At 55.5% G+C, this 20,121-nt stretch carries 21 protein-coding genes; 12 read left to right on the forward strand and 9 right to left on the reverse strand.

Annotation, left to right across the window (positions count from 1 at the left end):
* Positions 1-72: 72 nt before the first annotated feature.
* The 7 genes from FGL65_RS02330 to FGL65_RS02360 form a co-directional block, all read right to left on the reverse strand.
* Positions 73-1,395 (reverse strand): HD domain-containing protein, encoded by a 1,323-nt coding sequence (locus FGL65_RS02330; RefSeq protein WP_147819462.1) that lies wholly within the window; start codon positions 1,393-1,395, stop codon positions 73-75.
* Between the two features lie 87 nt (positions 1,396-1,482).
* Positions 1,483-2,772: a dihydroorotase gene (locus FGL65_RS02335; RefSeq protein ID WP_147819463.1), complete on the reverse strand. Its 1,290-nt coding sequence runs from the start codon at positions 2,770-2,772 to the stop codon at positions 1,483-1,485.
* A 194-nt stretch (positions 2,773-2,966) separates the two neighbouring features.
* Positions 2,967-3,902, reverse strand: a complete 936-nt coding sequence (locus FGL65_RS02340) for an aspartate carbamoyltransferase catalytic subunit (protein WP_147819464.1) — start codon at positions 3,900-3,902, stop codon at positions 2,967-2,969.
* 194 nt (positions 3,903-4,096) lie between these two features.
* The gene (locus FGL65_RS02345; RefSeq protein WP_250645549.1) at positions 4,097-5,221 is read right to left on the reverse strand and encodes an amidohydrolase family protein; all 1,125 of its coding nucleotides are present in this window, start codon (positions 5,219-5,221) and stop codon (positions 4,097-4,099) included.
* Between the two features lie 15 nt (positions 5,222-5,236).
* A complete protein-coding gene (locus tag FGL65_RS02350) occupies positions 5,237-5,608 on the reverse strand; it encodes a hypothetical protein (RefSeq protein ID WP_147819466.1) in 372 nt (123 codons plus the stop codon).
* 65 nt (positions 5,609-5,673) lie between these two features.
* A complete protein-coding gene (locus tag FGL65_RS02355; RefSeq protein WP_147819467.1) occupies positions 5,674-6,696 on the reverse strand; it encodes an elongator complex protein 3 in 1,023 nt (340 codons plus the stop codon).
* Between the two features lie 65 nt (positions 6,697-6,761).
* On the reverse strand, positions 6,762-7,388 hold the full coding sequence (locus FGL65_RS02360; protein WP_147819468.1) for an HAD family hydrolase: 627 nt from the start codon (positions 7,386-7,388) through the stop codon (positions 6,762-6,764).
* Positions 7,389-7,639: 251 nt separating this feature from the next.
* On the opposite strand from FGL65_RS02360, the gene FGL65_RS02365 reads away from it, so the two are divergent.
* The 12 genes from FGL65_RS02365 (at position 7,640) to FGL65_RS02420 (ending at position 18,372) form a co-directional block, all read left to right on the forward strand.
* Positions 7,640-8,794, forward strand: coding sequence for an NAD-dependent 4,6-dehydratase LegB (locus tag FGL65_RS02365; RefSeq protein WP_348981295.1), 1,155 nt, complete (start codon positions 7,640-7,642; stop codon positions 8,792-8,794).
* On the forward strand, positions 8,787-9,512 hold the full coding sequence (locus tag FGL65_RS02370; protein WP_147819469.1) for a nucleotidyltransferase family protein: 726 nt from the start codon (positions 8,787-8,789) through the stop codon (positions 9,510-9,512). The genes FGL65_RS02365 and FGL65_RS02370 overlap by 8 nt, the downstream gene beginning before the upstream one ends.
* A gap of 5 nt (positions 9,513-9,517) precedes the next feature.
* The gene (locus FGL65_RS02375) at positions 9,518-10,657 is read left to right on the forward strand and encodes a DegT/DnrJ/EryC1/StrS family aminotransferase (RefSeq protein WP_147819470.1); all 1,140 of its coding nucleotides are present in this window, start codon (positions 9,518-9,520) and stop codon (positions 10,655-10,657) included.
* Between the two features lie 4 nt (positions 10,658-10,661).
* On the forward strand, positions 10,662-11,288 hold the full coding sequence (locus FGL65_RS02380; protein ID WP_147819471.1) for a PIG-L deacetylase family protein: 627 nt from the start codon (positions 10,662-10,664) through the stop codon (positions 11,286-11,288).
* A gap of 12 nt (positions 11,289-11,300) precedes the next feature.
* Complete coding sequence (locus FGL65_RS02385) at positions 11,301-11,972, forward strand: WbqC family protein (RefSeq protein WP_147819472.1); 672 nt, start codon at positions 11,301-11,303, stop codon at positions 11,970-11,972.
* Between the two features lie 109 nt (positions 11,973-12,081).
* Complete coding sequence (locus FGL65_RS02390) at positions 12,082-12,717, forward strand: GNAT family N-acetyltransferase (protein ID WP_187170500.1); 636 nt, start codon at positions 12,082-12,084, stop codon at positions 12,715-12,717.
* A 62-nt stretch (positions 12,718-12,779) separates the two neighbouring features.
* Positions 12,780-14,057, forward strand: coding sequence for a radical SAM/SPASM domain-containing protein (locus FGL65_RS02395; RefSeq protein WP_147819474.1), 1,278 nt, complete (start codon positions 12,780-12,782; stop codon positions 14,055-14,057).
* Entirely contained in the window at positions 14,020-14,685 is a 666-nt protein-coding gene (locus tag FGL65_RS02400; RefSeq protein ID WP_147819475.1) for a methionyl-tRNA formyltransferase, read from the forward strand. The genes FGL65_RS02395 and FGL65_RS02400 overlap by 38 nt, the downstream gene beginning before the upstream one ends.
* Positions 14,682-15,764: a radical SAM/SPASM domain-containing protein gene (locus FGL65_RS02405; RefSeq protein ID WP_147819476.1), complete on the forward strand. Its 1,083-nt coding sequence runs from the start codon at positions 14,682-14,684 to the stop codon at positions 15,762-15,764. Before FGL65_RS02400 ends, FGL65_RS02405 begins: the two co-directional genes overlap by 4 nt.
* 2 nt (positions 15,765-15,766) lie before the next feature.
* Positions 15,767-16,570, forward strand: a complete 804-nt coding sequence (locus FGL65_RS02410; RefSeq protein ID WP_187170501.1) for a class I SAM-dependent methyltransferase — start codon at positions 15,767-15,769, stop codon at positions 16,568-16,570.
* A 33-nt stretch (positions 16,571-16,603) separates the two neighbouring features.
* Positions 16,604-17,416, forward strand: a complete 813-nt coding sequence (locus FGL65_RS02415) for a hypothetical protein (protein ID WP_147819478.1) — start codon at positions 16,604-16,606, stop codon at positions 17,414-17,416.
* Entirely contained in the window at positions 17,413-18,372 is a 960-nt protein-coding gene (locus tag FGL65_RS02420; protein WP_147819479.1) for an N-acetylneuraminate synthase family protein, read from the forward strand. Before FGL65_RS02415 ends, FGL65_RS02420 begins: the two co-directional genes overlap by 4 nt.
* Before the next feature lie 52 nt (positions 18,373-18,424).
* Here the strand turns inward: FGL65_RS02420 and FGL65_RS02425 are convergent, their stop codons facing one another.
* Together FGL65_RS02425 and FGL65_RS02430 are read right to left on the reverse strand one after the other, a co-directional pair.
* Positions 18,425-19,453, reverse strand: a complete 1,029-nt coding sequence (locus FGL65_RS02425) for a radical SAM/SPASM domain-containing protein (protein ID WP_147819480.1) — start codon at positions 19,451-19,453, stop codon at positions 18,425-18,427.
* A 12-nt stretch (positions 19,454-19,465) separates the two neighbouring features.
* A complete protein-coding gene (locus FGL65_RS02430; RefSeq protein WP_147819481.1) occupies positions 19,466-20,086 on the reverse strand; it encodes a pseudaminic acid biosynthesis-associated methylase in 621 nt (206 codons plus the stop codon).
* Positions 20,087-20,121: the final 35 nt, after the last annotated feature.

The raw sequence follows: 20,121 nt of genomic DNA on the forward strand, positions 1-20,121 counted from the left end.
CATCCATATCGAATAATAGAAAGCGCCCGCCGGAATCTCCGGCGGGCGCTTTTTCATTCGCTGTGCCTGGCGCTACATGGTCTTGGCCAGCTTCTTGACGTATTCCACGGCCTCTTCCGGGGTGGGAACGTCGCCTTCGATCTGGGCCTTGAGCAGCTGCTCGCGGATCATGCCCACGCGGGGACCGGGCTGCAGGCCGGTGGCCTGCATGATCTCGTTGCCGTTGAGGAACGGCTCGATGGTCTCCTCGGGGATGTCCGCGCGTTCGGCCATCTTGAGGTTGTGGTTGAATTCGCGCCAGGAGCCGTTGCGAGCCTTGATGTCCGCCTTGACCATCTCCATGATGCGCGGATACTCGTCCAAGCACTTGAGACGGCGGATGCCCTTGTCCGTGAGCATGAAATGCGGCCGCATGTGGTTCTGGACCAGGTCGCAGATCAGGTCGATGTCCTCGGGCATGAAGCTGAGGCGCTTGAGGATCTTGCGGGTGACCTTGGCGCCCACGCGGTGGTGCTGCAGGAAGTGCCACTGTTCACCGTAGTAGTCGGCGGTGTAGAGCTTGCCCACGTCGTGAAACATGCAGGCCACGGTGCCGTACCAGTCGTAGGGCAGGTCCTCGGGATAGGCCTTCATGACGTCCAGGGTGTGCTGGAGCACGGTTTCCTCGCCCTCTTCCTCGTTCTTGATCTGCTTGACCCGCGACAGGGCGGCCAGCTCGGGAACCAGCCCGTGCAGCAGCATGGAATCGAAGAGCAGCTCCAGGAACCTGTACATGCACTCGGCCTCGACCTTGCGCCATTCGTCGATGAAATCGGGCATGGGCACGTAGTCGAGCACGCGGCGGGAGTTGCGCACGATGGCGGCCCAGGTATTGGGCTCGATGCGCAGGTCGTAGTTGGCCGCGAAGCGCAGGGCGCGGTAGGCCAGGGTGTAGTCCTTCTTGAGCGACTCGTCCGGGATGCCCTTGAAGCGCACCTCGCCCTCGGACAGGTCCGCGAACTCGGCATACATGTCCTTGGCCTTGGGGATGTAAGGGCACACGGTGGACAGAGGGATGTCGCCGCGGGCCTCGAGGCGCTTGAGCAGCCTCGGGGTCATCTTGGAAACGCTTTCCTCGGTATAGGAGCTGAGTTCCACGTCGGCCGGGTAGAAGAAGTAGGTCGCTCCCCCTTCATCCAGGGTACCGACGATGCCCTTGTCCTGAGAGGGATTGATGGTGGGAAAAAGCTTCTGCAGCTCATCCAGTCCGGCTTCGGTGCAGATGTCGATTTCCTGCTCGCTTCCGGCCTCGGACAGGGTCAATTCCTGGAGGCGGGCATTGATCACGTAGGCATCGTAGCCGTTACGCATGATGGTCTTGCAGAAACCTATGGCATCTTTGAAAGGCTGAGACATGGTCCGTCCTTGGCAAAACTTGTGATTTAAAAATACACTGTCCGCCCCCGTGGGGAGCGGACTTTTTTTACCTGTTAACAGCCTCTATCATACAATTTTTTTACCCCGAAGGAAATGAGTTTTCACCCGTCCCTTCAGGGTGCGCCCCCGCAGGGGGGTGTTCTTGCCCTTGGAGTGCATGGTATCCGCGCCGACCACCCATTCCTCCTCCGGGTCGAAGAGGAAGAAGTCGGCCGGGTCGCCTACGTTGAAACGGTTGTATTCGAACCCGAAAATCTCGGCCGGTCCGGTGACCCAGGCGCGGTTGAAGGTCTCCTCGCTGAGGACGCCTTCCTGCACCAAGGCCCAGGTGGTGGCAAAGGCCGTATCCAGCCCGGAGATGCCGCAGGGAGCGATGTCGAACTCCACTTCCTTTTCATGCTCGGCGTGGGGCGCGTGGTCCGTGGCCAGGATGTCGATGGTGCCGTCCTCCAGGGCCTCGATCATGGCCTGGCGGTCGTCCTCGGTGCGCAGGGGCGGATTGACCTTGGCGAACGAGCTGTACTGGGTTTCCGGCTCTTCCAGGTAGTCCTCGGTGAGGATCAGGTAGTGCGGTGCGGTTTCGGCCGTGACCTTGACCCCGCGCGCCTTGGCAAAGCGGATCAGGTCCGCGGACCTGCGGCAGGACACGTGCGCCAGGTGGATGTGCATGTCCAGGTATTCGGCCAGCAGGATATCGCGCGCCACCTGCAGGGCCTCGGCCACGTCGGGCTGGCCGTGCAGGCCCAGGCGGTCGGAGACCACGCCTTCGTTGGCGCCGCTGCCCACGGCCATGTACGGGTCCTCGCAATGGTCGATGACCGGCTTGCCCCAGTCCGAGGCATATTCCATGGCCCGGCGAAACAGGTCCGTGTTCTTCACGGGCACGCCGTCGTTGGAAAAGGCTTCGCACCCGGCCTTGGCCAGCTCGGCCATGGGGGCCAGTTCCTCGCCCTGGAGGCCCTTGGTCAGCGCGCCGATGGGGTACAGGCGCGGGCCGTCGGGCCAGTGTTCGCGGGCCTTTTCGAGCATGAGCTCGGTGGTGGTGGCCACGTCGTTGACCGGCTTGGTGTTGGCCATGCACATGACCGCGCCGAACCCGCCCCAGGCGGCGGCCCGCAGGCCGGACTGCACGTCTTCCTTGTACTCGTAGCCGGGCTCGCGCAGATGCACATGCACGTCGATCATGCTCGGCAGCATGGTCAGGCCGTAGGCGTCCTGCACCTCGGCCTTGCCCGGGTCGAATTCGGTTTCCGTGTCGCGGATCTCGGCGATCTCGCCGTTCGCGATGTGCACGTCCACTTCGCGCCCTTTCAGAAAGGCGCGCCTGACAATCAAATCTACTTTTTTCTTGGCCATTGTTTGCCTCCGGCGGCTTAAGAACCTTTTGAAAAAGGTTCTTAAGAATCTCCAAAATTATTTGGCGAACGTCGCGCTGCGCGCGCCGTTGGTTGTATCATCGCCCTTCCCATCGCGAAGCGATCGCCAAAACGTTTGGGAAGGGGGGCCGGGGGACAACCCTTTTCAAAGGGTTTCCCCCGGAAAATCTTTACCTACTCTTCTTCCATGCCTTTGCGGGTCATGTACAGGAACAGCAGGGCCATGCGCATGGACACGCCGTTGGCCACCTGATCGAGCACCAGGGACTGGGCGCAGTCGGCCAGCTCCGAGCTGATTTCCACGCCCCGGTTCATGGGGCCGGGGTGCATGATGCGCACGTCCTTGTCGGCCAGGTCGATGTGCCGCTGACCGAGCCCGTAGGTCTGGGCGTATTCACGCAGGTCGGGCAGCAGGCCGTCCTTCTGGCGTTCCAGCTGCAGGCGCAGACACATGACCGCGTTGACGCCCTTCACGGCCTCGCTGAGGTCGGAATAGACCTCGCAGGGCCAGGAGCGCACGGTATGAGGCAGCAGGGTGCGCGGCGCGCACAGGCGAACCTTGACGCCCAGCTTGTTGAGCAGGATGACGTTGGACCGGGCCACGCGCGAATGCTTGATGTCGCCGAGGATGAGCACGGTCTTGCCGGCCAGGTCGCCCCACTCCTGAAACATGGTGAAGGAGTCGAGCAGCGCCTGGGTGGGGTGCGCGTGGCGTCCGTCGCCCGCGTTGATCACCGCGCAGTCCAGGCGGTCGGCGATAAACCGGGATGCGCCGCTGGACCAGTGGCGCATGACGATGCAGTCCGGGGACATGGCCTGCAGGGTCAGCACCGTATCCTTGAGGGTCTCGCCCTTGGTCAGGCTGGACATGCTCTTGGACAGGGAAAAGGAGTCTGCGGACAGCCGCTTGGCCGCCACGTCGAAGCTGACCTTGGTGCGCGTGCTCGGCTCGGCAAAGAAAAGCACCACGCTGCGGCCCTTGAGCGTCGGCACCTTCTTGACCGGCCGCTGGTTGATTTCCTGAAAATGCGCGGCCGTGTCGAAAAGCGACATGGCCTCCGACTTGGACAGCTGGGTGACGTCCAAGAGATCCTTATGCAACCATTTCATAACTTTGCCTCCGGCGGCCAGGGAACCTTTCTGCGAAGGATTCCCTGGATTCTCCAAATCTTTCTATCAAACGACGCGCCGTGGCGCACCGTTGTCCTTACTATGACCCTCACCCCCCATCGCGAAGCGATCTCCGAGATGCCGGGGAGGGGGGGGGCCGGGGGACAACCCTTTTCAAAGGATTCCCCCGGATACTACTCGTCAAACAACTCCTGAAACGAATCCGGGATGACGCTCCAGACCGCGGCCTTGCCCGGGGCCAGGGAGCCCAGCGTATCCCCAACGCCGAGGATGCGCGCCGGGTTGCTGGTCAGCATGGCCAGGGTCTCGGCCAGGGAAAGTCCGCCCTGATACCGTTCCTTGAAATAGGCGGCCTCGTTCCACAGATCGAGATCGTGGTTCGACGCCAGCGAATCCGTGCCCAGGCAGGTGTTGATGCCCGCCTCGCAAATCTTTTCCCAGGGCGCACGCCCCACGCCGATGAACTCGTTGGAACGCGGGCACAGGCAGACCGATGCGCCGGACTGGCGGATGGTCTCGATGTCGCCCTGCGAAACCTTGACGCAATGCACGCAGAGCGTGGAGGCGTCGAGGATGCCCAGATCGGCGGCCTGCCGCACCGGGGCCTTGCGCGGCGGTTCGAAGTCGAGCAGACGGCCGCGGCCCTGAAGCAGCTCAAGGAACGGGGATGGCTCCCCGGCCATGATGGCCACTTCGTCGTCGTGCTCGGCCAGGTGAATGGAAAAGGGCAGACCGCGTGAAGAGGACTCGGCCTTGGCTGCGCGCAGGACATCCACGTGGGTGGTGTACAGGCTGTGGCCCGCCACCGCTCCCACGCCGTGGTCGTAGTCGCCTTCGGGAATGAACCCGTGCTCGGGCACGGCCTCGCCGATGGCTTCCGTGAAAACCACGAAAAAAAAGCCGGATTCTTCAAGAAATCCGGCCATCCTTTTTGGAAAACGGGTCGCGATGTCGGCGACCATTACGGTCCCGGTTCGCTTCAATTCTCGGCTTGCCTTTGCCAGCTCCTCTTCGGGCAGATCGAATATGGGCTGCCGCAAGAGGTCTTCGACCCAGACCATGAATCCCTTGTCGGGAATGGTCCGGCCACGCAGATGGCATAGTTCGAGATGGGAGTGGGCATTGATGAGCCCGGGTGCCAAGGTTACGTCCCCGAGGTCTGTCACAGTTCCAGAAAAAGCGGTCCTGAGGTCTGCAAAACGGCCGACCTCACAAATAACCCCCTTGTCCGTGATGATGGCTGCGTCATCGATCACCGGCTGCTCGGGGGGCATGGCAAAGGCGCGTCGAGCGCGCATAAGTTCCGGCATTCCTTACTGATCCGTTATGTTCGGGTTCTCGTAAAAGATGTAATTCGTAAAATCGCTGATCTCGAAGTATACCTTTTTCTCATCGGGGTCCACCCTGAAATTGAGGTTCGCGTCGAGATAGCCGTACCCGTACCGATAGGAGCGTTCCACGTCCTTGGATGTGGCCGCTGCCGTGGACAGCTTGTCGATCTTGAGGAAGCGCTTCACGAGCTTGTCGCCGGCGTAGACTTCCAGCACCCCGTCCACGCCGGTCCAGTTCTGCACGGACCGCCCGGCCTTGTTTTGGGTCTCCTGGGAACAGGAAAAATAGGTGAGGATCACGACGACGAGAGCCGCAATGGCGATAACGGTCTTGGCCCTGGCATTGAGCGACATGAACGGAGCCCTCCGGTTGCGAGTTGGGGCATGGTAGCGGATTTCCGACACGAACGGAAGGACGATCAGGAAAGAAGAAACCGGTCCGCATCGTGGAACCGGATTTTTCCGGAAGAAAGGCCCATGGCGGCATAGACGGGAGCCAGTTCCCTTGCGTGCCCGAACAACTCGCCCGAATATTTTCGGGGGACCAACAACTCCCTGGGGGCCAGCCCGAGCTCGGCCGCCTTCTTTTGTATATGGGCAAGCAGCACCCGGGCGCGCACGCGCTGCCCCAGGGCCGCATGCCACGGCCCGGCCAGGATGTTCCCCTCCAGGGCCTCTTCCGCGGCCACGCCCATGCGGATGACCGGAATGGACGCCCGCCAGAATTCTTCCACGGCCCAGGCCAGCTCCTCCAGGGTCCTGTCCAGGGACCAGGGCGCATAGCCGCCGTCCCGCCAGACATTTTCCAGTTCGGCCCCCCTGATGACCAAGCAGGGGTAGAGCCGCACATTGTCAGGCTTCTGACGAATGGCCTCCTCCACGTCGGAGCGGAACACGCCGGGGCGGTCGCCGGGCAGCCCGGGCATGAGTTGGATGCCCAGCTCCAATCCCGCCGCGCGCACCGTGGCGCAGGCCTGGCGGACCGCATCGCCCGAGTATCCCCGCCCGGAAGCTTGCAGGGCCGGGTCGTCAAAGCTCTGCACGCCCAGTTCGACCATGTCCAGCCCCAGGGACCCGAGATGGCCAAGCTGCTCTATCGTCACCCTGTCCGGCCGAGTTGAACACCTTGTTTTTATAATTAATCCCAACTTCCGAAACTTATCGACGGCACTCAGGAATCGTTCAGGGTATTCGTGTGGAAGGGCCGTGAACGTGCCCCCGAAAAAGGCCAGTTCATACGGCCCGCGGCCAGCCGTCTGCGCCGCGGCCAGCTCGCGCACCAGCTCCTCCAGCACGGCATCCAGCAACACGCCGTCGCGGCCGGTCTGCTTGTCCTGGGCGCAGAACACGCAGCGGCCCGGACAGCCCGCAAAGGGGATGAACACGGGCCAGACCCGGGTGGCCGGGCAAAGAGGTTCGGGATGGGAAAACGTCAGGAGCATTGCCTGTGGTCATGACCGCTATGACGACCAATGGCAAGGGGAAAACCGGCCAGATCCGTCTCTGGTCAGGCCATGGCCCCGAGCACATGGCCGGCCAGGGGAACAAGGTCTTCGGCCCAAGGATGCCCCTCGAAGCGACCCCGACCGTAAAAACGGCAACCAACGGACTCGGCGGCCTCCAGATCGGTGCTCGAATCCCCCACCATGAGCACCCGCTCCGGGGCCAGGCGGTTCATCTGAATGATACGCCTCAGGATGACGTCCTTGGTATCGGGCGAGCCGAACACGTCCTCGAAATAGCGATCCAGACCGCGGCGGGCCAGAATCATGCGCAACTCGTCCTGAGGCGCTCCGGACGCCACCCACATCGGCAGCGTGCCGTGCAGCCTTTCCAGGCACTCCCGCGCTCCGGGAACCATGGGGCTGCCCAGAACGCTTTCAAGGCAGTATTCGGTGAATCGGCGATTCAAGGCTTCGGATTCTTCCGGGGTGATGCCCCGACCCAACCACTTCTCATAGAAATAGGCAAACTTGCGCTGGCGGCTTATGCCGCCGTTGTCGCGATGGTAGTCACGGATCATGGCCGTTGCCTCGGCCCCGTATTCGGCAAAGACATATTCAAAGGCCCGGGCCTTGACCTCCACTGATTCGAGGAGCACCCCGTCGCAATCAAAAACAACCGCCTGGATCATTGGACCCTCTTTGCACTCGCTTGGCTTCATTCAGGCCTCTCCGGCGGCCCTGAGCGAAGCGAAGTGAAAAAACGCCTTGTCATGAATTAATCTCCTTCAAATCATTATTATAGGTATCATGCGGTTGCACAAAGTAGCCAGGCAATCTGTTTACAGCAGAGCCTGCCCCACTCATCATCGATCAACCCCGGGTAAAGCCGAATGATCGCCTGCACCAGAAAAAAAACAAAACATTCACTTAGTAAATGATCTTGATCACATCGGACCAATATTGTACCATCCGCAGACTGACGCCTTTCTGTTCCTGGTCTATTTTTTGCTTATTTTATAACAGCTCGGAAAAAGATACCAAAATTTATCGCCCAACAGTAGCCGAAGCAGGACTGCAAAATCATATGAAGCTCACCAACAAAAAAATACTTGTCACCGGGGCTGACGGGTTTATCGGCTCCCACCTGGCCGAACAACTGGTAAGGCTGGGCGCAAATGTCCGCGCCTTTGTCATGTACAATTCCTTCAACTCTTGGGGATGGCTCGACCATTCGGAAAAAGCAATCCGCAACAACCTTGAAGTTTTTGCGGGAGACATACGGGACCAAGGCGGCGTGCGCCAAGCCATGGCCGGTTGCGACCTCGTTTTTCACTTAGCGGCGCTCATCTCCATTCCGTTCTCCTACCATTCCCCCGGAGCTTACGTGGACACCAACGTCAAAGGAACCTTGAACATTATTCAAGCTGCACAAGACCTTGGCCTTGAGCGGGTGGTACACACCTCTACGAGCGAAGTGTATGGGACCGCCCTGTACGCCCCGATCGACGAAAGTCATCCCCTGCAGGCCCAGTCTCCCTATTCAGCAAGCAAAATGGGAGGCGATCACATCGCCATCTCATTCCATCGCTCCTTCGGCACACCCGTAAGCATCGTACGCCCCTTCAACACCTATGGTCCCCGACAATCCGCACGAGCCGTGATCCCCACCATAATCACACAAGCGCTCAACGGTACTGAAGCCATCAAGCTGGGCGCATTGCACCCCACTCGCGACTTCAACTTCGTGGAGGACACTGTGGCCGGGTTCCTGGCTGTGGCAGAATCGAACCAGACCCTGGGCGAAATCGTCAACATTGGCGGTAGCGCAGAAATTTCCATCGGCGACCTTGCGCAAACAATATTCGAACTCACGGGCTCCAAGGCCGAAATACTCTCCGACCAACAGCGCATTCGGCCCAAGAACAGCGAAGTGGAGCGCCTCTGGGGCGACAACACAAAGGCCAAAAAGCTGACTACTTGGAAACCGCAGCATACAGGTACGGATGGCCTGAAAAAGGGACTTCAGAAAACCATAGACTGGTTCTCAAAACCAGGCCACATGGATCTCTACAAATCGGAGATTTACAATGTCTAAAACCGCTGTAATTCTGGCCGGAGGAAAGGGAACCCGCCTACGCCCCTACACAACGGTTCTGCCAAAGCCGCTTATGCCCATCGGCGACTACCCCATCCTGGAGGTGGTGGTCAGACAATTGGCGGCATCAGGCATCACCCGAATCATCATGGCCGTCAATCATCAGGCTGAAATCATCAAGTCGTTTTTCAATTCCGGCTCAAAATGGAATATATCCATAGAATACTCTCTTGAGAAACAGCCTCTGGGCACCATGGGGCCGCTGAGACTCATGGAAGACTTACTCCCCGACAACTTCATGGTTCTCAACGGAGACATCCTTACAGACCTGGATTTCTCCGGCTTCCATAAGCATCACCAACAAAGTGACTCCATGTTCACTATTGCTGCATATAAACGAAGCGTGCGTTCTGAGTTCGGTGTCCTCAAGGTAGACTCCTCCAACTCCTTGGTGGGCTTCGAAGAAAAACCGGAGCACCAATACCAGGTCAGCATGGGGGCGTACATGGTTTCCAAAAGCGTGATTAACCACATAGCGGAAAACTCCCTGTTCGGATTTGACGACCTTATGCATACGCTGCTTGCGGCGCGGAAAAAGGTTGGCATCTATCACCACGACGGCTTGTGGCTCGATATCGGGCGACCCGACGATTACATGCAGGCCATCGATCTCTTCGAAAAACAAAAATCCCGTTTTCTGGGCAACGGTACAAAGTAGGTGCTATGAACTGGACAGTGCCGCTTTTCAATCTTGAGTTTGGGGACCTCGAACACAAGGTAGTTCAAAACGTCCTTGAATCCCGCTGGCTGACCATGGGAGAAGAAGTGGCCGCATTCGAACGCGAATTCTCCCAAAAAACAGGTGTTGCACACGCCTTGGCCGTAAGCAATTGCACGGCGGGCCTGCACCTGGCGCTCAAAGGACTGGGAATCGGCCCTGGTGATGAGGTCGTCTGCCCTTCGCTCAACTTTTGCGCAGGGCCCAACGTCATTGTCAACTCGGGGGCAGACGTACGCTTTGCAGATGTGACCTCCGAAGACGACCTATGCATATCCCCAGAGTCCGCAGCCGCTTGCATCACTCCGCGGACCAAGGCCATCATGGTTATGCACTATGCCGGATACCCCTGTGACATGAACGCCCTCCGGCAGCTGGCCCAAGACAATGGGTTATTCCTCATTGAGGACGCGGCCCATGCTCCGGGCGCCAGCCTGAATGGGAAAAAATGCGGAACGCTTGGTGATGTGGCCTGCTTCAGCTTCTACTCCAACAAAAATTTCACCACGGGTGAAGGCGGCATGGTCACAACCAACGACCATGAACTTGCCGAACGGCTGCGGTTGTTACGCTCCCACGGAATGACCGTAGCAACCCTGGACCGACACAAGGGACACGCATTTCAATACGACCTTTCAGAACCCGGCTACAACTACCGCCTGGACGAGATACGGGCAGCCCTTGGACGGGTTCAGCTTGGCCGCCTGGATGGCTTCAACGCTCGCAGAAAAAAACTGACCGCCTCTTACCGCGCCGCATTGAAACATGTACAGCAAATCACCCTTCCTTTTGCCGCTCCCAGAGGAGAATCCGTCCACCATATCCTTCCAGTACTGCTTGCACCGGGCCAGGACAGAAACAACTTCATGGAGGCGCTCAAAAGTCAGGGAATCCAAACCAGCGTCCACTACCCGCCCGCCCACATGTTCACCTGGTATAAAGACAGATATCCAGGTACCCGACTGCCCGTCACCGAAAGCATTGCCGAACGGGCGGTCACTTTACCCCTTTATGCGGGCATGACCGAAGGGCAGGTCAGCCTGGTCTGCGACGTAATCATAAATTATTTCAGCTCCAAGGAATAACCTGATGAACATACTCGGAATCGGCGCTCATTTCGACGATTTGGACTTAGGCTGCAGCGGCACGCTCCTCAAGCATATTGCAGCGGGAGACAAGGTAACGATGCTGGTTATCACTGATTCGGCGTACAGAAACCCCGACGGTGAAGAAATCAGGGCAAAAGACATTGCCTGGGAAGAAGGAAAAAAAGCCGCGCAACTCATCGGCGCGGAGCTCATCTGCCTCAACCTTTCCACATTTGAAGTTCCTTTCAATGAAAGCCTGACCAAGCAACTCCAAAAACATATCGATGAACTCAAAATCGATACAATTTACAGCCACTGGGACGGCGACCTGCACAGGGACCATTCCATGGCCGCAAAATGCGCACTCATGGCGGGGAGGCACATCCCCCGCTTCCTCATGTACCGCAGCAACTACTACGAAACAGGCTCCCCTTTTAACGGCAACTTCTATTCCGACATTTCCGAGTTCATGGATAAAAAACTCGAAGTGATCAAAACCCACAAATCCGAGCTTGAACGGGTAAATCACGCCTGGCTCGACTTTTTTGAAAAACAAAACGCCAACCACGGAAGCATTATCGGCGTCAACTATGCGGAATGCTTCAAAATCGTACGATATCTCGTATAGATAGGTTTAGTGATGATTGTGACCATTCACCAGCCAGACTTCGCGCCCTGGCTGGGCTTTTTCCATCGCTGGGCTAAAAGCGACCTGTACATCATTTTAGACGATGTTCAGTTCCTGCGCCGGGGATGGCATCACCGGGACATGATTAAAACAGCCAATGGTCCGTCCTGGCTTACAGTGCCTGTCATCAAACGGGGAAAATATGAACAGCGCATCAATGAAACGCTCATCGACAACTCCTCAAACTGGCGCAAAAAACATTTAGGAACAATAGCCACTGCCTACAACAAAGCCCCCGGCTTCAAGACTCTCTTTCCTCAACTGGAAACGATTTACGGCCAAAACCATGACCTGCTCATGGATTTCAACATGGATCTGCTCAAACTCTTCGCGCAAATAATGGGCATTGAAACTCCCATGAAGCTGGCTTCAGAAACCCCCACACCCCAAACCAGCACCATGCGTTTGGTGGAACTGACCAAACATCATGGTGGAAGCGTTTACCTCACGGGAACAGGATCACGGGACTACTTGGACCAAACCCTTTTCGAAAAGGCAGGCATCACTGTTGTCTGGCAGGCATACTCCCCTGTGAGCTATCCGCAATTGCACGACGGGTTCGCAAGTAAACTTTCAATCATCGATTACCTCATGAACACCCAGACTCCCAAGAGGGAACTCTAAAATGCCCCCTCATCAGGCTACACATACACCTTTGCTGTGGGACAGTAAGGTATTAGGATTTTCATGCGGAGCCGTAACCGTCCAGGCCGGGGCTCGCGACGGCGCCTCCTTGGCTGAGGAAATAATCGGCATAATCCCCAAAAATGAAACCCTCACCCTGGCCAAGATACCCGCGCAATACAAAAATACCACGCAAGCATTGCTCAAGGCGGGGGCCACATTCATCGACACGGAATTAACCTTTCAGTATACAGTGGCTGTTGCACAGGTAGATCCGGGCATTGAGGTTGAAATAGTAAAACAATTCCGGGGGAATGATTTCGAAGCCCTTGCCAGCCACATTAAATACAGCCGCTTTTTTCTGGATACAGACATCCCCCATAAGCGGGCTATAAACTTGTGGAGACACTCCATTCGCAACCACTGCCAGGGGCGGGCTTCGGTCATGGCCATTGGCTACCACGACTCGACGCCTGCTGGATTGGTCATAGTCATGGATAACGAACAGGCAAGAGAATTATACTTTGTCGGGGTGTTGCCCTGTTTCCATCGCAAAGGGATTGCATCCGCCCTATTGCACACCCTGACGAAGGCCCACTCAAAAAAACCTATAAGAGTGGAAGCCTTGGCTTCCAACATCCCAGCCATCAATTTATACTGCAACGCGGGGTTCAGGATTGCAACCGCTTCCAATGTGCTGCACCTTTGGGGCAGCCCTAAACAATCCGACCTCCAATACCGATAAAATAAACTCTTCACAAACCGAATAAACGTTCTGACGAATACCCATGTCCAAGGAGTGCAGACATGCTGCGTGTCTTCCACGAAAGAGAAAAGAAACAACTTCACTTCACACTTGATATTCCCATACCTGAAGAAGTGACACAACACCCTGAACTGGAAACATTCCTGCGTTCCTTCAGTCAAAACGGCGGCACCGTAAAAACGGGACCGGCCGGGGATATCGAATCCCTGACGATTGGCATTGACGATTGGGGCCGGTTGATCAGAGACAACCTTTCAGGTCAAAAAGCTGAATTTCAGCTTTCAATACTTACCCAATTGCTCGATTCAGACGCCATGGAACTAGGCAACGGCCTGCAGGTCAATTTCCACCAAAATCCATTCGATACGCCCCAGCGGTACTGGAACTTCATTTTCAACCAGGGTCATTTCACCCTTTATTTCTTCAACCGCGTCAATTGGTACATGGCCCCCAAAAACCAGATTGTCACACCGTTCCCGCTGCACGTGGACATCGAAACGGCCAGCACATGCAACATGGACTGCCCTATGTGCTATCGCCGGGGCCTCAAACACACCGGCCAGATGGCCCCGGAGCTCTTCCGTAAAGCCGTGGACGAGTGCGCCCGCGAGGGCGTCTTTTCCATCCGTCTGTCCTGGCGCGGTGAGACCCTGACCCACCCGCGCATCAAGGAACTCATCCAATACGCCTGCGAACGCATTCCCAACGTCTCGTTTCTGACCAATGCCTTCTATATCTCACAAGAAATGGCAGAATGCTTTGTGGATGCGGGGCTAAGTTATCTGGCCGTCAGCTTCGACGGCATCGGCGAAATTTATGAAAAAGTAAGACACCCAGCAAAATTCAAGGAAAACTGGGACCGGCTTGCCCTGCTCAAAAATACCAAGATACGCAAGGGGGTGATGCGTCCACAGGTGCGCCTGTGCACCATCTGGCCTGCTATCAAAAATGCACCCGAAGCATATTATGACACCATGAGTCCGGTTTCAGACTATATTGTCTGTAACCCATACATCAATTTTATGGGTCCCATGAAGCTTAAGCCCGACTTCATTTGCCAATACCCGTGGGAACGACTGGTAATTGCCTATGATGGATCCACCCAGTGCTGCACGGGTTGGAATGCCGCTGACGTTGTTATAGGAAACATCAAGGAAACAAGCCTCAAGGAAATGTGGACCGGCCAGGCAATGGAAAGGATTCGCACCCTTCACGCCACAGGAGAGCGTTTGTCGCTCAATTCCTGTGCCGAGTGCAGGCACGGGTCCAAGGGGGACGAGAATGTCAGCATCGACGAAATACTCGAGCGCAGGTGGTAGCTTGACGCCGCTTAAGGTCATTCTCCTGGCCAACTGGGGCATAGGCCTGACCATCCTCAAGGAACTGCAGACAACCCCGGGAATTGCAGTCGTCCGGGTAGTCACCGCGCGCGGGACAGAGGAAGACCCTTGGTCCACGGCGGTTCACAACCATGCTGTCGCAAACGGGCTTCCCGTGACCGACCAGGATATAAAGCGGCCGGAGGCTATTCGTCGGGCGATCCAGGAAGAAAATGCGGACCTCCTGGTTGTGCACGCCTATCCCAGAAAACTGCCCAGAAATGTATTTGACGCCCCGAAACTGAAATCCATAAACATACACCCGTCCCTGCTCCCCCATTACCGGGGGTCCTCCCCCACCCGGAAGGTTTTGGAGGACGGCGCAACGGAAACGGGCCTAACAGCCCATTTCATGGACGAAAACTTCGATACGGGCGATGTGATCCACCAGGAACGAATTCCAGTCTACCCGGAAGATACAATCGAGACTGTCATCGAACGCCTGAAAAAAGTGGTTCCGGCCCTCATACAAAAAACCGTGGCCTCAGTATCAAACCCCGAATTTAAACCTACGCCCCAGAAGCGGATGTTCCTGGGCCAGCAACCCTGCACAAAGGCGCTGCCATGAAAAAATCAGAAACGCTTGTTCAATTTAGCTGTGAAAACAGTTGGGAATACCTCCGCAACGAAATGCGGCGGAGCCGGGGCAAAAGGCTGTCCTATCTCGTCAACCGCTACCAATGGAAAAACTATCCCCGCAAAAAAGTCCCAGCTTTTCCGCTGAACGTAGACATTGAGGCCAGCAGCCGCTGCCAAATTCAGTGCGCCCATTGCTTCAGGCAGCAGATGGACATCGGTGAAAACGACTTCATGGATCTCGATCTCTACAAAAAAATTGTGGCCGAATGCGGAAAACACGGCCTGTTTACCCTCAAATTTTCCATGCGCGGAGAACCGCTGCTGCACCCGGACATCGTAGAAATGGTTGATTTCGCAAAAAAATCCGGGGTGAAAGAAGTCTGGATCAACACCAATGGCGGCCCTCTTACTCCGGAATTGTCCGCAGGACTGATCAAAGCGGGAACTGATTGGATCACCATGAGTTTCGACGGCCTGCATAGTACGTACGAACATGTCCGTTACCCTCTCAAATACGAAGCCTCTCTGAAAAAGCTCAAGACGCTCAGGGAGATGCGCGACAAATACAAGGCCAACACCTTACTCAATGTCCAATCCATCTGGTCGGCCATCAAGGACAATCCGCAAGAGTACATAGATCTTATGAAGTCCATAGTGGACCGGGTGGCATACAACCCGGACATGAACTTCAAAGACGTCATTCTCACACCTGACCCGAAATTTGTCTGTCCGCGCCTGTGGCAGCGCATCTGCATTACCAGTAAAGGCAACTACCTCAAATGCCCAACAGACTTCTGCATGGAGGAAATCATCGGGAATGCCAAGACTCTAGGCGTCAAGGAGGCCTGGGACACCGTACAGGAAGAGCAGCGCCAGCTGCACTTGGCCGGCCGACGGCTGGAAAGCCGGGTCTGCGCCAAATGCCACCACGGCGCCATCAAGAAAAAAGTGGGCGTGGACATCGCCGGCGTGCATCATGATGATTTTTCATACGACTATAAGGAAAAATTCGACGGATGGGGTGCAGAAAACCAGCCCGCTCCCCAAACCGAAAGAGAAAAGGGGTAAACATGGATACGACAAAAACCGTTAATCCCCCTCAAAACTACTGGGGGAAACTATTCGGTATTGAGAAATTCAAACTCGAATGGCATGCAAAAAGATTATTGTACAAACTCTTCGGCATATCCTTGCCCAAATTAGCCGACCAGCGGGACTACTGGCAGCGTCGCGGAGAGGTCTATTTTGAGGAAATTTCTGCCTCCGGCTACCTGGATCGCGAAATATTTTTCCAGGACATGCTGGTGAACGCACTCTCCAAGGTGAAATTCTCCAGCTTCTTCGAAGCTGGCTGCGGTTTTGGCTGGAACATTGGCCGCGTCAAACGCGACTTTTCGGACACTTTTGTGGGCGGAGTGGATTTCAGCCTGCCCCAGCTACGCAACTCGCGCCGTTACCTGGAAGGGATGGACATCCCCGTGGCCAACGCAGACGCCTGCAAAATGCCCCTTGCCGACAACGCCTTTGATGTGGGGTTCTCCCTGGGCGTATTCATGAACATCCACCCGGATAAAATCCGCCTCGCACTTTCGGAAATGCTGCGGGTCTGCGGCAAGTACATCATACATATCGAGTACGATCAGAATCAAACCACCCCGGAATTACGCGAAAAAAGGGCCTTCAAGACCAATATCGTCAGTCACGATTACGCGTCATTGTACCGCGAATTGGGAGCTGAAGTGATGGAGTTTAAAACCTATACGGATTTCGGGGAGGCGTATTACGAACACGCGCGTAAGGTAAATTCCGACCTAGACCGCTGGGAAGGGTTTGAAGGACCAGAAAAATACATCTTTATCGTGGTCAAGGTATAAATGACAATGAACTCACACCCTGTGGTCCCAGCAATGAATACGCTATGGTTCTGCTTTCCGCAGGAAACCCGGCGAAAACTTCACGGCACGCCCACCGATGTGCAGCGAAAGTTTCGAGCTCTCGATAAAAAGGGCATGGTGTCCCAAGGCATGGAAATGTATCTCATGCCTTCCAGGCTCGCTCATGATCCAGGCTTTACAATTGAATTCATTAATCGTTTTTCCCAGCTGGATTTCCGCACAATACATATTGGGGAAACAGACCCAGACTTTCTGGACACACCGGAGACTGCAGGCGATTTGGCTAGGCTGGCGGATATCGTCGCCATGCTTAAAAGCCCGGCAGTTCTCCTGCACGCCCACCACTTGCGAGACAACCGAGCCCAACGGGCCGACCTGCTGCGCAACAGCTTGCCCGGGACAGAAATCCTAATAGAAAACAATGGGTTCGACAACGAGTGGGGAGCCAGGCCGGAAAATGTATGGACTATCCTCCAGGAGTGTCCGGACTTCAACCTCTGCATGGATATTGTGCACATAAAGGATTTTGCCGACATTCGGCTCAAAGACTTCACCAAACCACCAATACTGGAAAGAATCCGGGAAATCCACTGGTCCTGTTCAACCTATCTAATGAAAGGGGATCCTTACGAATCTAGGGGTTATCAGGGTTACAATCCGTTCCATGCTCTTTTCCCTTTGACCGACATCACACCATCTGATTCCACCCTGGAATTCATCAGGCAGTACCCGGTGGTCATGGAGGGAGTGGTCCCTCCCGAAGATAGCGAGTACCTATTTCTTTCTCAAGAGCTTGAAATCATTCTTAACGGAGTTCCCAAATGACATACGTCATCGCAGAAATCGGATTCAATCACGAAGGAGACCTGGAAGCCGCCAAGGAAATGATCACACAGGCCGCCAAGGCCGGTGCAGACGCAGTCAAATTCCAAAGCTTCAAGGCTGAAGATATCGCTCTGCCCGGCAGCGAGCATTTTGAGGCAATCCGTACAGCAGAATTGAAACCGGAAATGCATCGTAAACTCAAAACCGCAGCCGATGCCGCAAACATTGATTTCCTGTCCACCCCCTTTGGAATCTGGGCCGTGGACCTGCTGGAAGAACTGGATATTCCCGCCTACAAAGTGGCTTCCATGGACTGCGCCAACCATGTGCTCCTAGAACGCATCGCACGCACCGGTAAACCGATCTACCTTTCTACGGGTATGGCCTTGCTTGATGAAATACGCGGCAGCCTTGAATTTCTGAACAAAAACAACAGCGGCCCAGTGACCGCGCTGCACTGCATGGCCAAGTATCCTCCTGAAGCCGACGAACTCAACCTGGAGACCATCCCCTTCCTGAGGCGTGAACTGGGCATTCCAGTGGGATATTCCGACCATTTCCCTGGCATTGAGGCTGCCGCGGCAGCCGTGGTTCTCGGAGCTCAAGTTGTTGAAACCCATTTCACCTTGGATGTTGGACGCGAAGGAGGCGATCACTCCCACTCTGCCGATCCGACCATGCTTGCCGAACTGGTGCGGCGCATCAGGTTAATCGAAAAAATGCGCGGCAAGGCGGATACGACCGAAACGCGCTCGGACCGGGACTTCGCCAATCTTTTTCGCCGTGGCCTGCATGCTGCCATGAATCTGCCCAAAGGGCATATCCTCGCCCCGGGGGATTTAACAGCCTGCCGACCAGCCGGAATTTACGGCCCCAATGACCAACAAATGTTGTTTGGAAAAAAACTTGCCGTGGCTATGAAAGCAGGGGACGCGCTGACTCCCAACTATCTATAGCAACAAAAAAAGGAGAGGGTCACCCCTCTCCTTTTTTTGTTGCTGAAAAATTCTAACTTCCATCCTGAAGTCGCTTGTCCAATAAGTTGCGATCCGTCGTGTCCACATACACCTCTTGGCAGGCTGCGGACACGCAGGCGTGGCAATGTCTGCAGATAGGCATTTGCGGCCTTTTCCCTTTCAAATGCGCATTACGCATCCCCTGCATGGTATCCGAGAGCCAAATTTCGCGAATGCTTTTCTCAGGAACCGACCCCAGCCCGAAATCTCCATGATAGTCCATACAGCAAACGGTCGTTTGTCCGTCCCAATATATGGCGAGTCGCTGCATGAGATACTCACAGGGATTCAGGACATATCGTTCGCGCAACCCCGGAAACGAATCCCGGTCTTTCCTGAAATCGAAAACCGAACCCACGATGTGCACATCGGCAAGGGGAAACTGACTGACTAGGTCGGCTTTGAGCTTTTTGAGGACCTCGGGTGAGGTGTCACCCGTACTGGCCTTGAGACGTATCCAAGGGGATTGCTGCCTGCGCTTGGCCCGCTCTTGCAGAAGCAAGTTCACATTATTCGAAACCTTGGAATAGTCAGAATGTGAATTCGTTTTGGAGCAAGCGTCTTCATGCCGGACATCCACGGAAAAAATAATCCCATCAAGATCACTGGTAAGTATCTTGTCAACGGTCTCCTCATTGAGCAATGTTCCGTTGGTGGTAATCTGGATATCCAGCACACCTGCACGCTTTGCATGGGAGATCAGTTCAAAAAGTTGAGGGTGTAGAAAGGATTCACCTCGAATCTGAAGCTTGATGGAGCACAAGCCACGGGGTACGCCATCATCAATGATGGCCTTGAACATTTCTGCAGACATGAGGCCGAGCCGCTTCTTGTCCAACGCACTCTGAAAACAATCGCTGCAGCCCAGGTTGCAGACACCCGAAAGTTCAAGATCCAGATGCAAGGGATAATCCGTAAGAATTTCAAATTTCCTTGCTGTATGCCACAGTTCTCTGTACTTTCGCTGCTTTGCTTCCCTGTCTAGCCCGGTAAACACTTCGCGCAATGATACAAGCTTCACAACATCCTCCGCCTAGCCTTTTTCCATAAGGAACCAATTGATGTCCCCCAATCCATAACGGGGGTCGCGTTTATAAAAAAAGCCATAATCAAGCAACCGTAGGTCGGCATAGCTATCAAGAAGCTCACCCGCAAAATCGCGCATGAACATACGATTTCGATGTCCCCTATATTCAATTTCCTGGGGGCTTGTATTGTGATACTCGCTGAGCAGGATGAACTTTCTCGAAAAATCATATAATTTTTGATATGCTTTGGGCAAAACCTCCGGCGCGATATGTATAAGCACGCCCGCTGTGAATGACAGATCGTAAACCCTGTCCACAGGAACTTCCAGCAAGGAGGCACAAGTTATGGATTCCACGCCCTGAACCTTTCGAGCCATTGCAGCTGCATTTTCATTAATTTCAACGCCATGCAACTCAGCCTCTGGAAACTGTTCATGCAGGACCTTGAGATTGAACCCCTGGTTGGTACCCAGTTCCATAATACTCGAAATGCCGTGAGTATTTCTCAGCATGGTCTGAAACTGAAACCTTTTGGCCGGCACCAGCCTGGGCGCATCATGGCGCTGAACATACTCGTCCCCGAACTCTCCTTTCCAAAACGCGCTTGTTTCCTTTTCTATGCTCATGGGTAGCCCCTCGTTGTTACAATTGACAGATACAG

This window comes from Salidesulfovibrio onnuriiensis, assembly GCF_008001235.1.
GTDB classification, from domain to species: domain Bacteria; phylum Desulfobacterota; class Desulfovibrionia; order Desulfovibrionales; family Desulfovibrionaceae; genus Pseudodesulfovibrio; species Pseudodesulfovibrio onnuriiensis.

Excerpts from the sequence above, each read along its gene's own strand:
- FGL65_RS02330 (WP_147819462.1), bottom strand. The coding sequence starts at position 1,395 with ATGTCTCAGCCTTTCAAAGATGCCATAGGTTTCTGCAAGACCATCATG.
- FGL65_RS02335 (WP_147819463.1), bottom strand. The coding sequence starts at position 2,772 with ATGGCCAAGAAAAAAGTAGATTTGATTGTCAGGCGCGCCTTTCTGAAA.
- FGL65_RS02340 (WP_147819464.1), bottom strand. The coding sequence starts at position 3,902 with ATGAAATGGTTGCATAAGGATCTCTTGGACGTCACCCAGCTGTCCAAG.
- FGL65_RS02345 (WP_250645549.1), bottom strand. The coding sequence starts at position 5,221 with ATGCGCGCTCGACGCGCCTTTGCCATGCCCCCCGAGCAGCCGGTGATC.
- FGL65_RS02350 (WP_147819466.1), bottom strand. The coding sequence starts at position 5,608 with ATGTCGCTCAATGCCAGGGCCAAGACCGTTATCGCCATTGCGGCTCTC.
- FGL65_RS02355 (WP_147819467.1), bottom strand. The coding sequence starts at position 6,696 with ATGCTCCTGACGTTTTCCCATCCCGAACCTCTTTGCCCGGCCACCCGG.
- FGL65_RS02360 (WP_147819468.1), bottom strand. The coding sequence starts at position 7,388 with ATGATCCAGGCGGTTGTTTTTGATTGCGACGGGGTGCTCCTCGAATCA.
- FGL65_RS02370 (WP_147819469.1), top strand. The coding sequence starts at position 8,787 with ATGTCTAAAACCGCTGTAATTCTGGCCGGAGGAAAGGGAACCCGCCTA.
- FGL65_RS02375 (WP_147819470.1), top strand. The coding sequence starts at position 9,518 with ATGAACTGGACAGTGCCGCTTTTCAATCTTGAGTTTGGGGACCTCGAA.
- FGL65_RS02380 (WP_147819471.1), top strand. The coding sequence starts at position 10,662 with ATGAACATACTCGGAATCGGCGCTCATTTCGACGATTTGGACTTAGGC.
- FGL65_RS02385 (WP_147819472.1), top strand. The coding sequence starts at position 11,301 with ATGATTGTGACCATTCACCAGCCAGACTTCGCGCCCTGGCTGGGCTTT.
- FGL65_RS02395 (WP_147819474.1), top strand. The coding sequence starts at position 12,780 with ATGCTGCGTGTCTTCCACGAAAGAGAAAAGAAACAACTTCACTTCACA.
- FGL65_RS02400 (WP_147819475.1), top strand. The coding sequence starts at position 14,020 with ATGTCAGCATCGACGAAATACTCGAGCGCAGGTGGTAGCTTGACGCCG.
- FGL65_RS02405 (WP_147819476.1), top strand. The coding sequence starts at position 14,682 with ATGAAAAAATCAGAAACGCTTGTTCAATTTAGCTGTGAAAACAGTTGG.
- FGL65_RS02410 (WP_187170501.1), top strand. The coding sequence starts at position 15,767 with ATGGATACGACAAAAACCGTTAATCCCCCTCAAAACTACTGGGGGAAA.
- FGL65_RS02415 (WP_147819478.1), top strand. The coding sequence starts at position 16,604 with ATGAATACGCTATGGTTCTGCTTTCCGCAGGAAACCCGGCGAAAACTT.
- FGL65_RS02420 (WP_147819479.1), top strand. The coding sequence starts at position 17,413 with ATGACATACGTCATCGCAGAAATCGGATTCAATCACGAAGGAGACCTG.
- FGL65_RS02430 (WP_147819481.1), bottom strand. The coding sequence starts at position 20,086 with ATGAGCATAGAAAAGGAAACAAGCGCGTTTTGGAAAGGAGAGTTCGGG.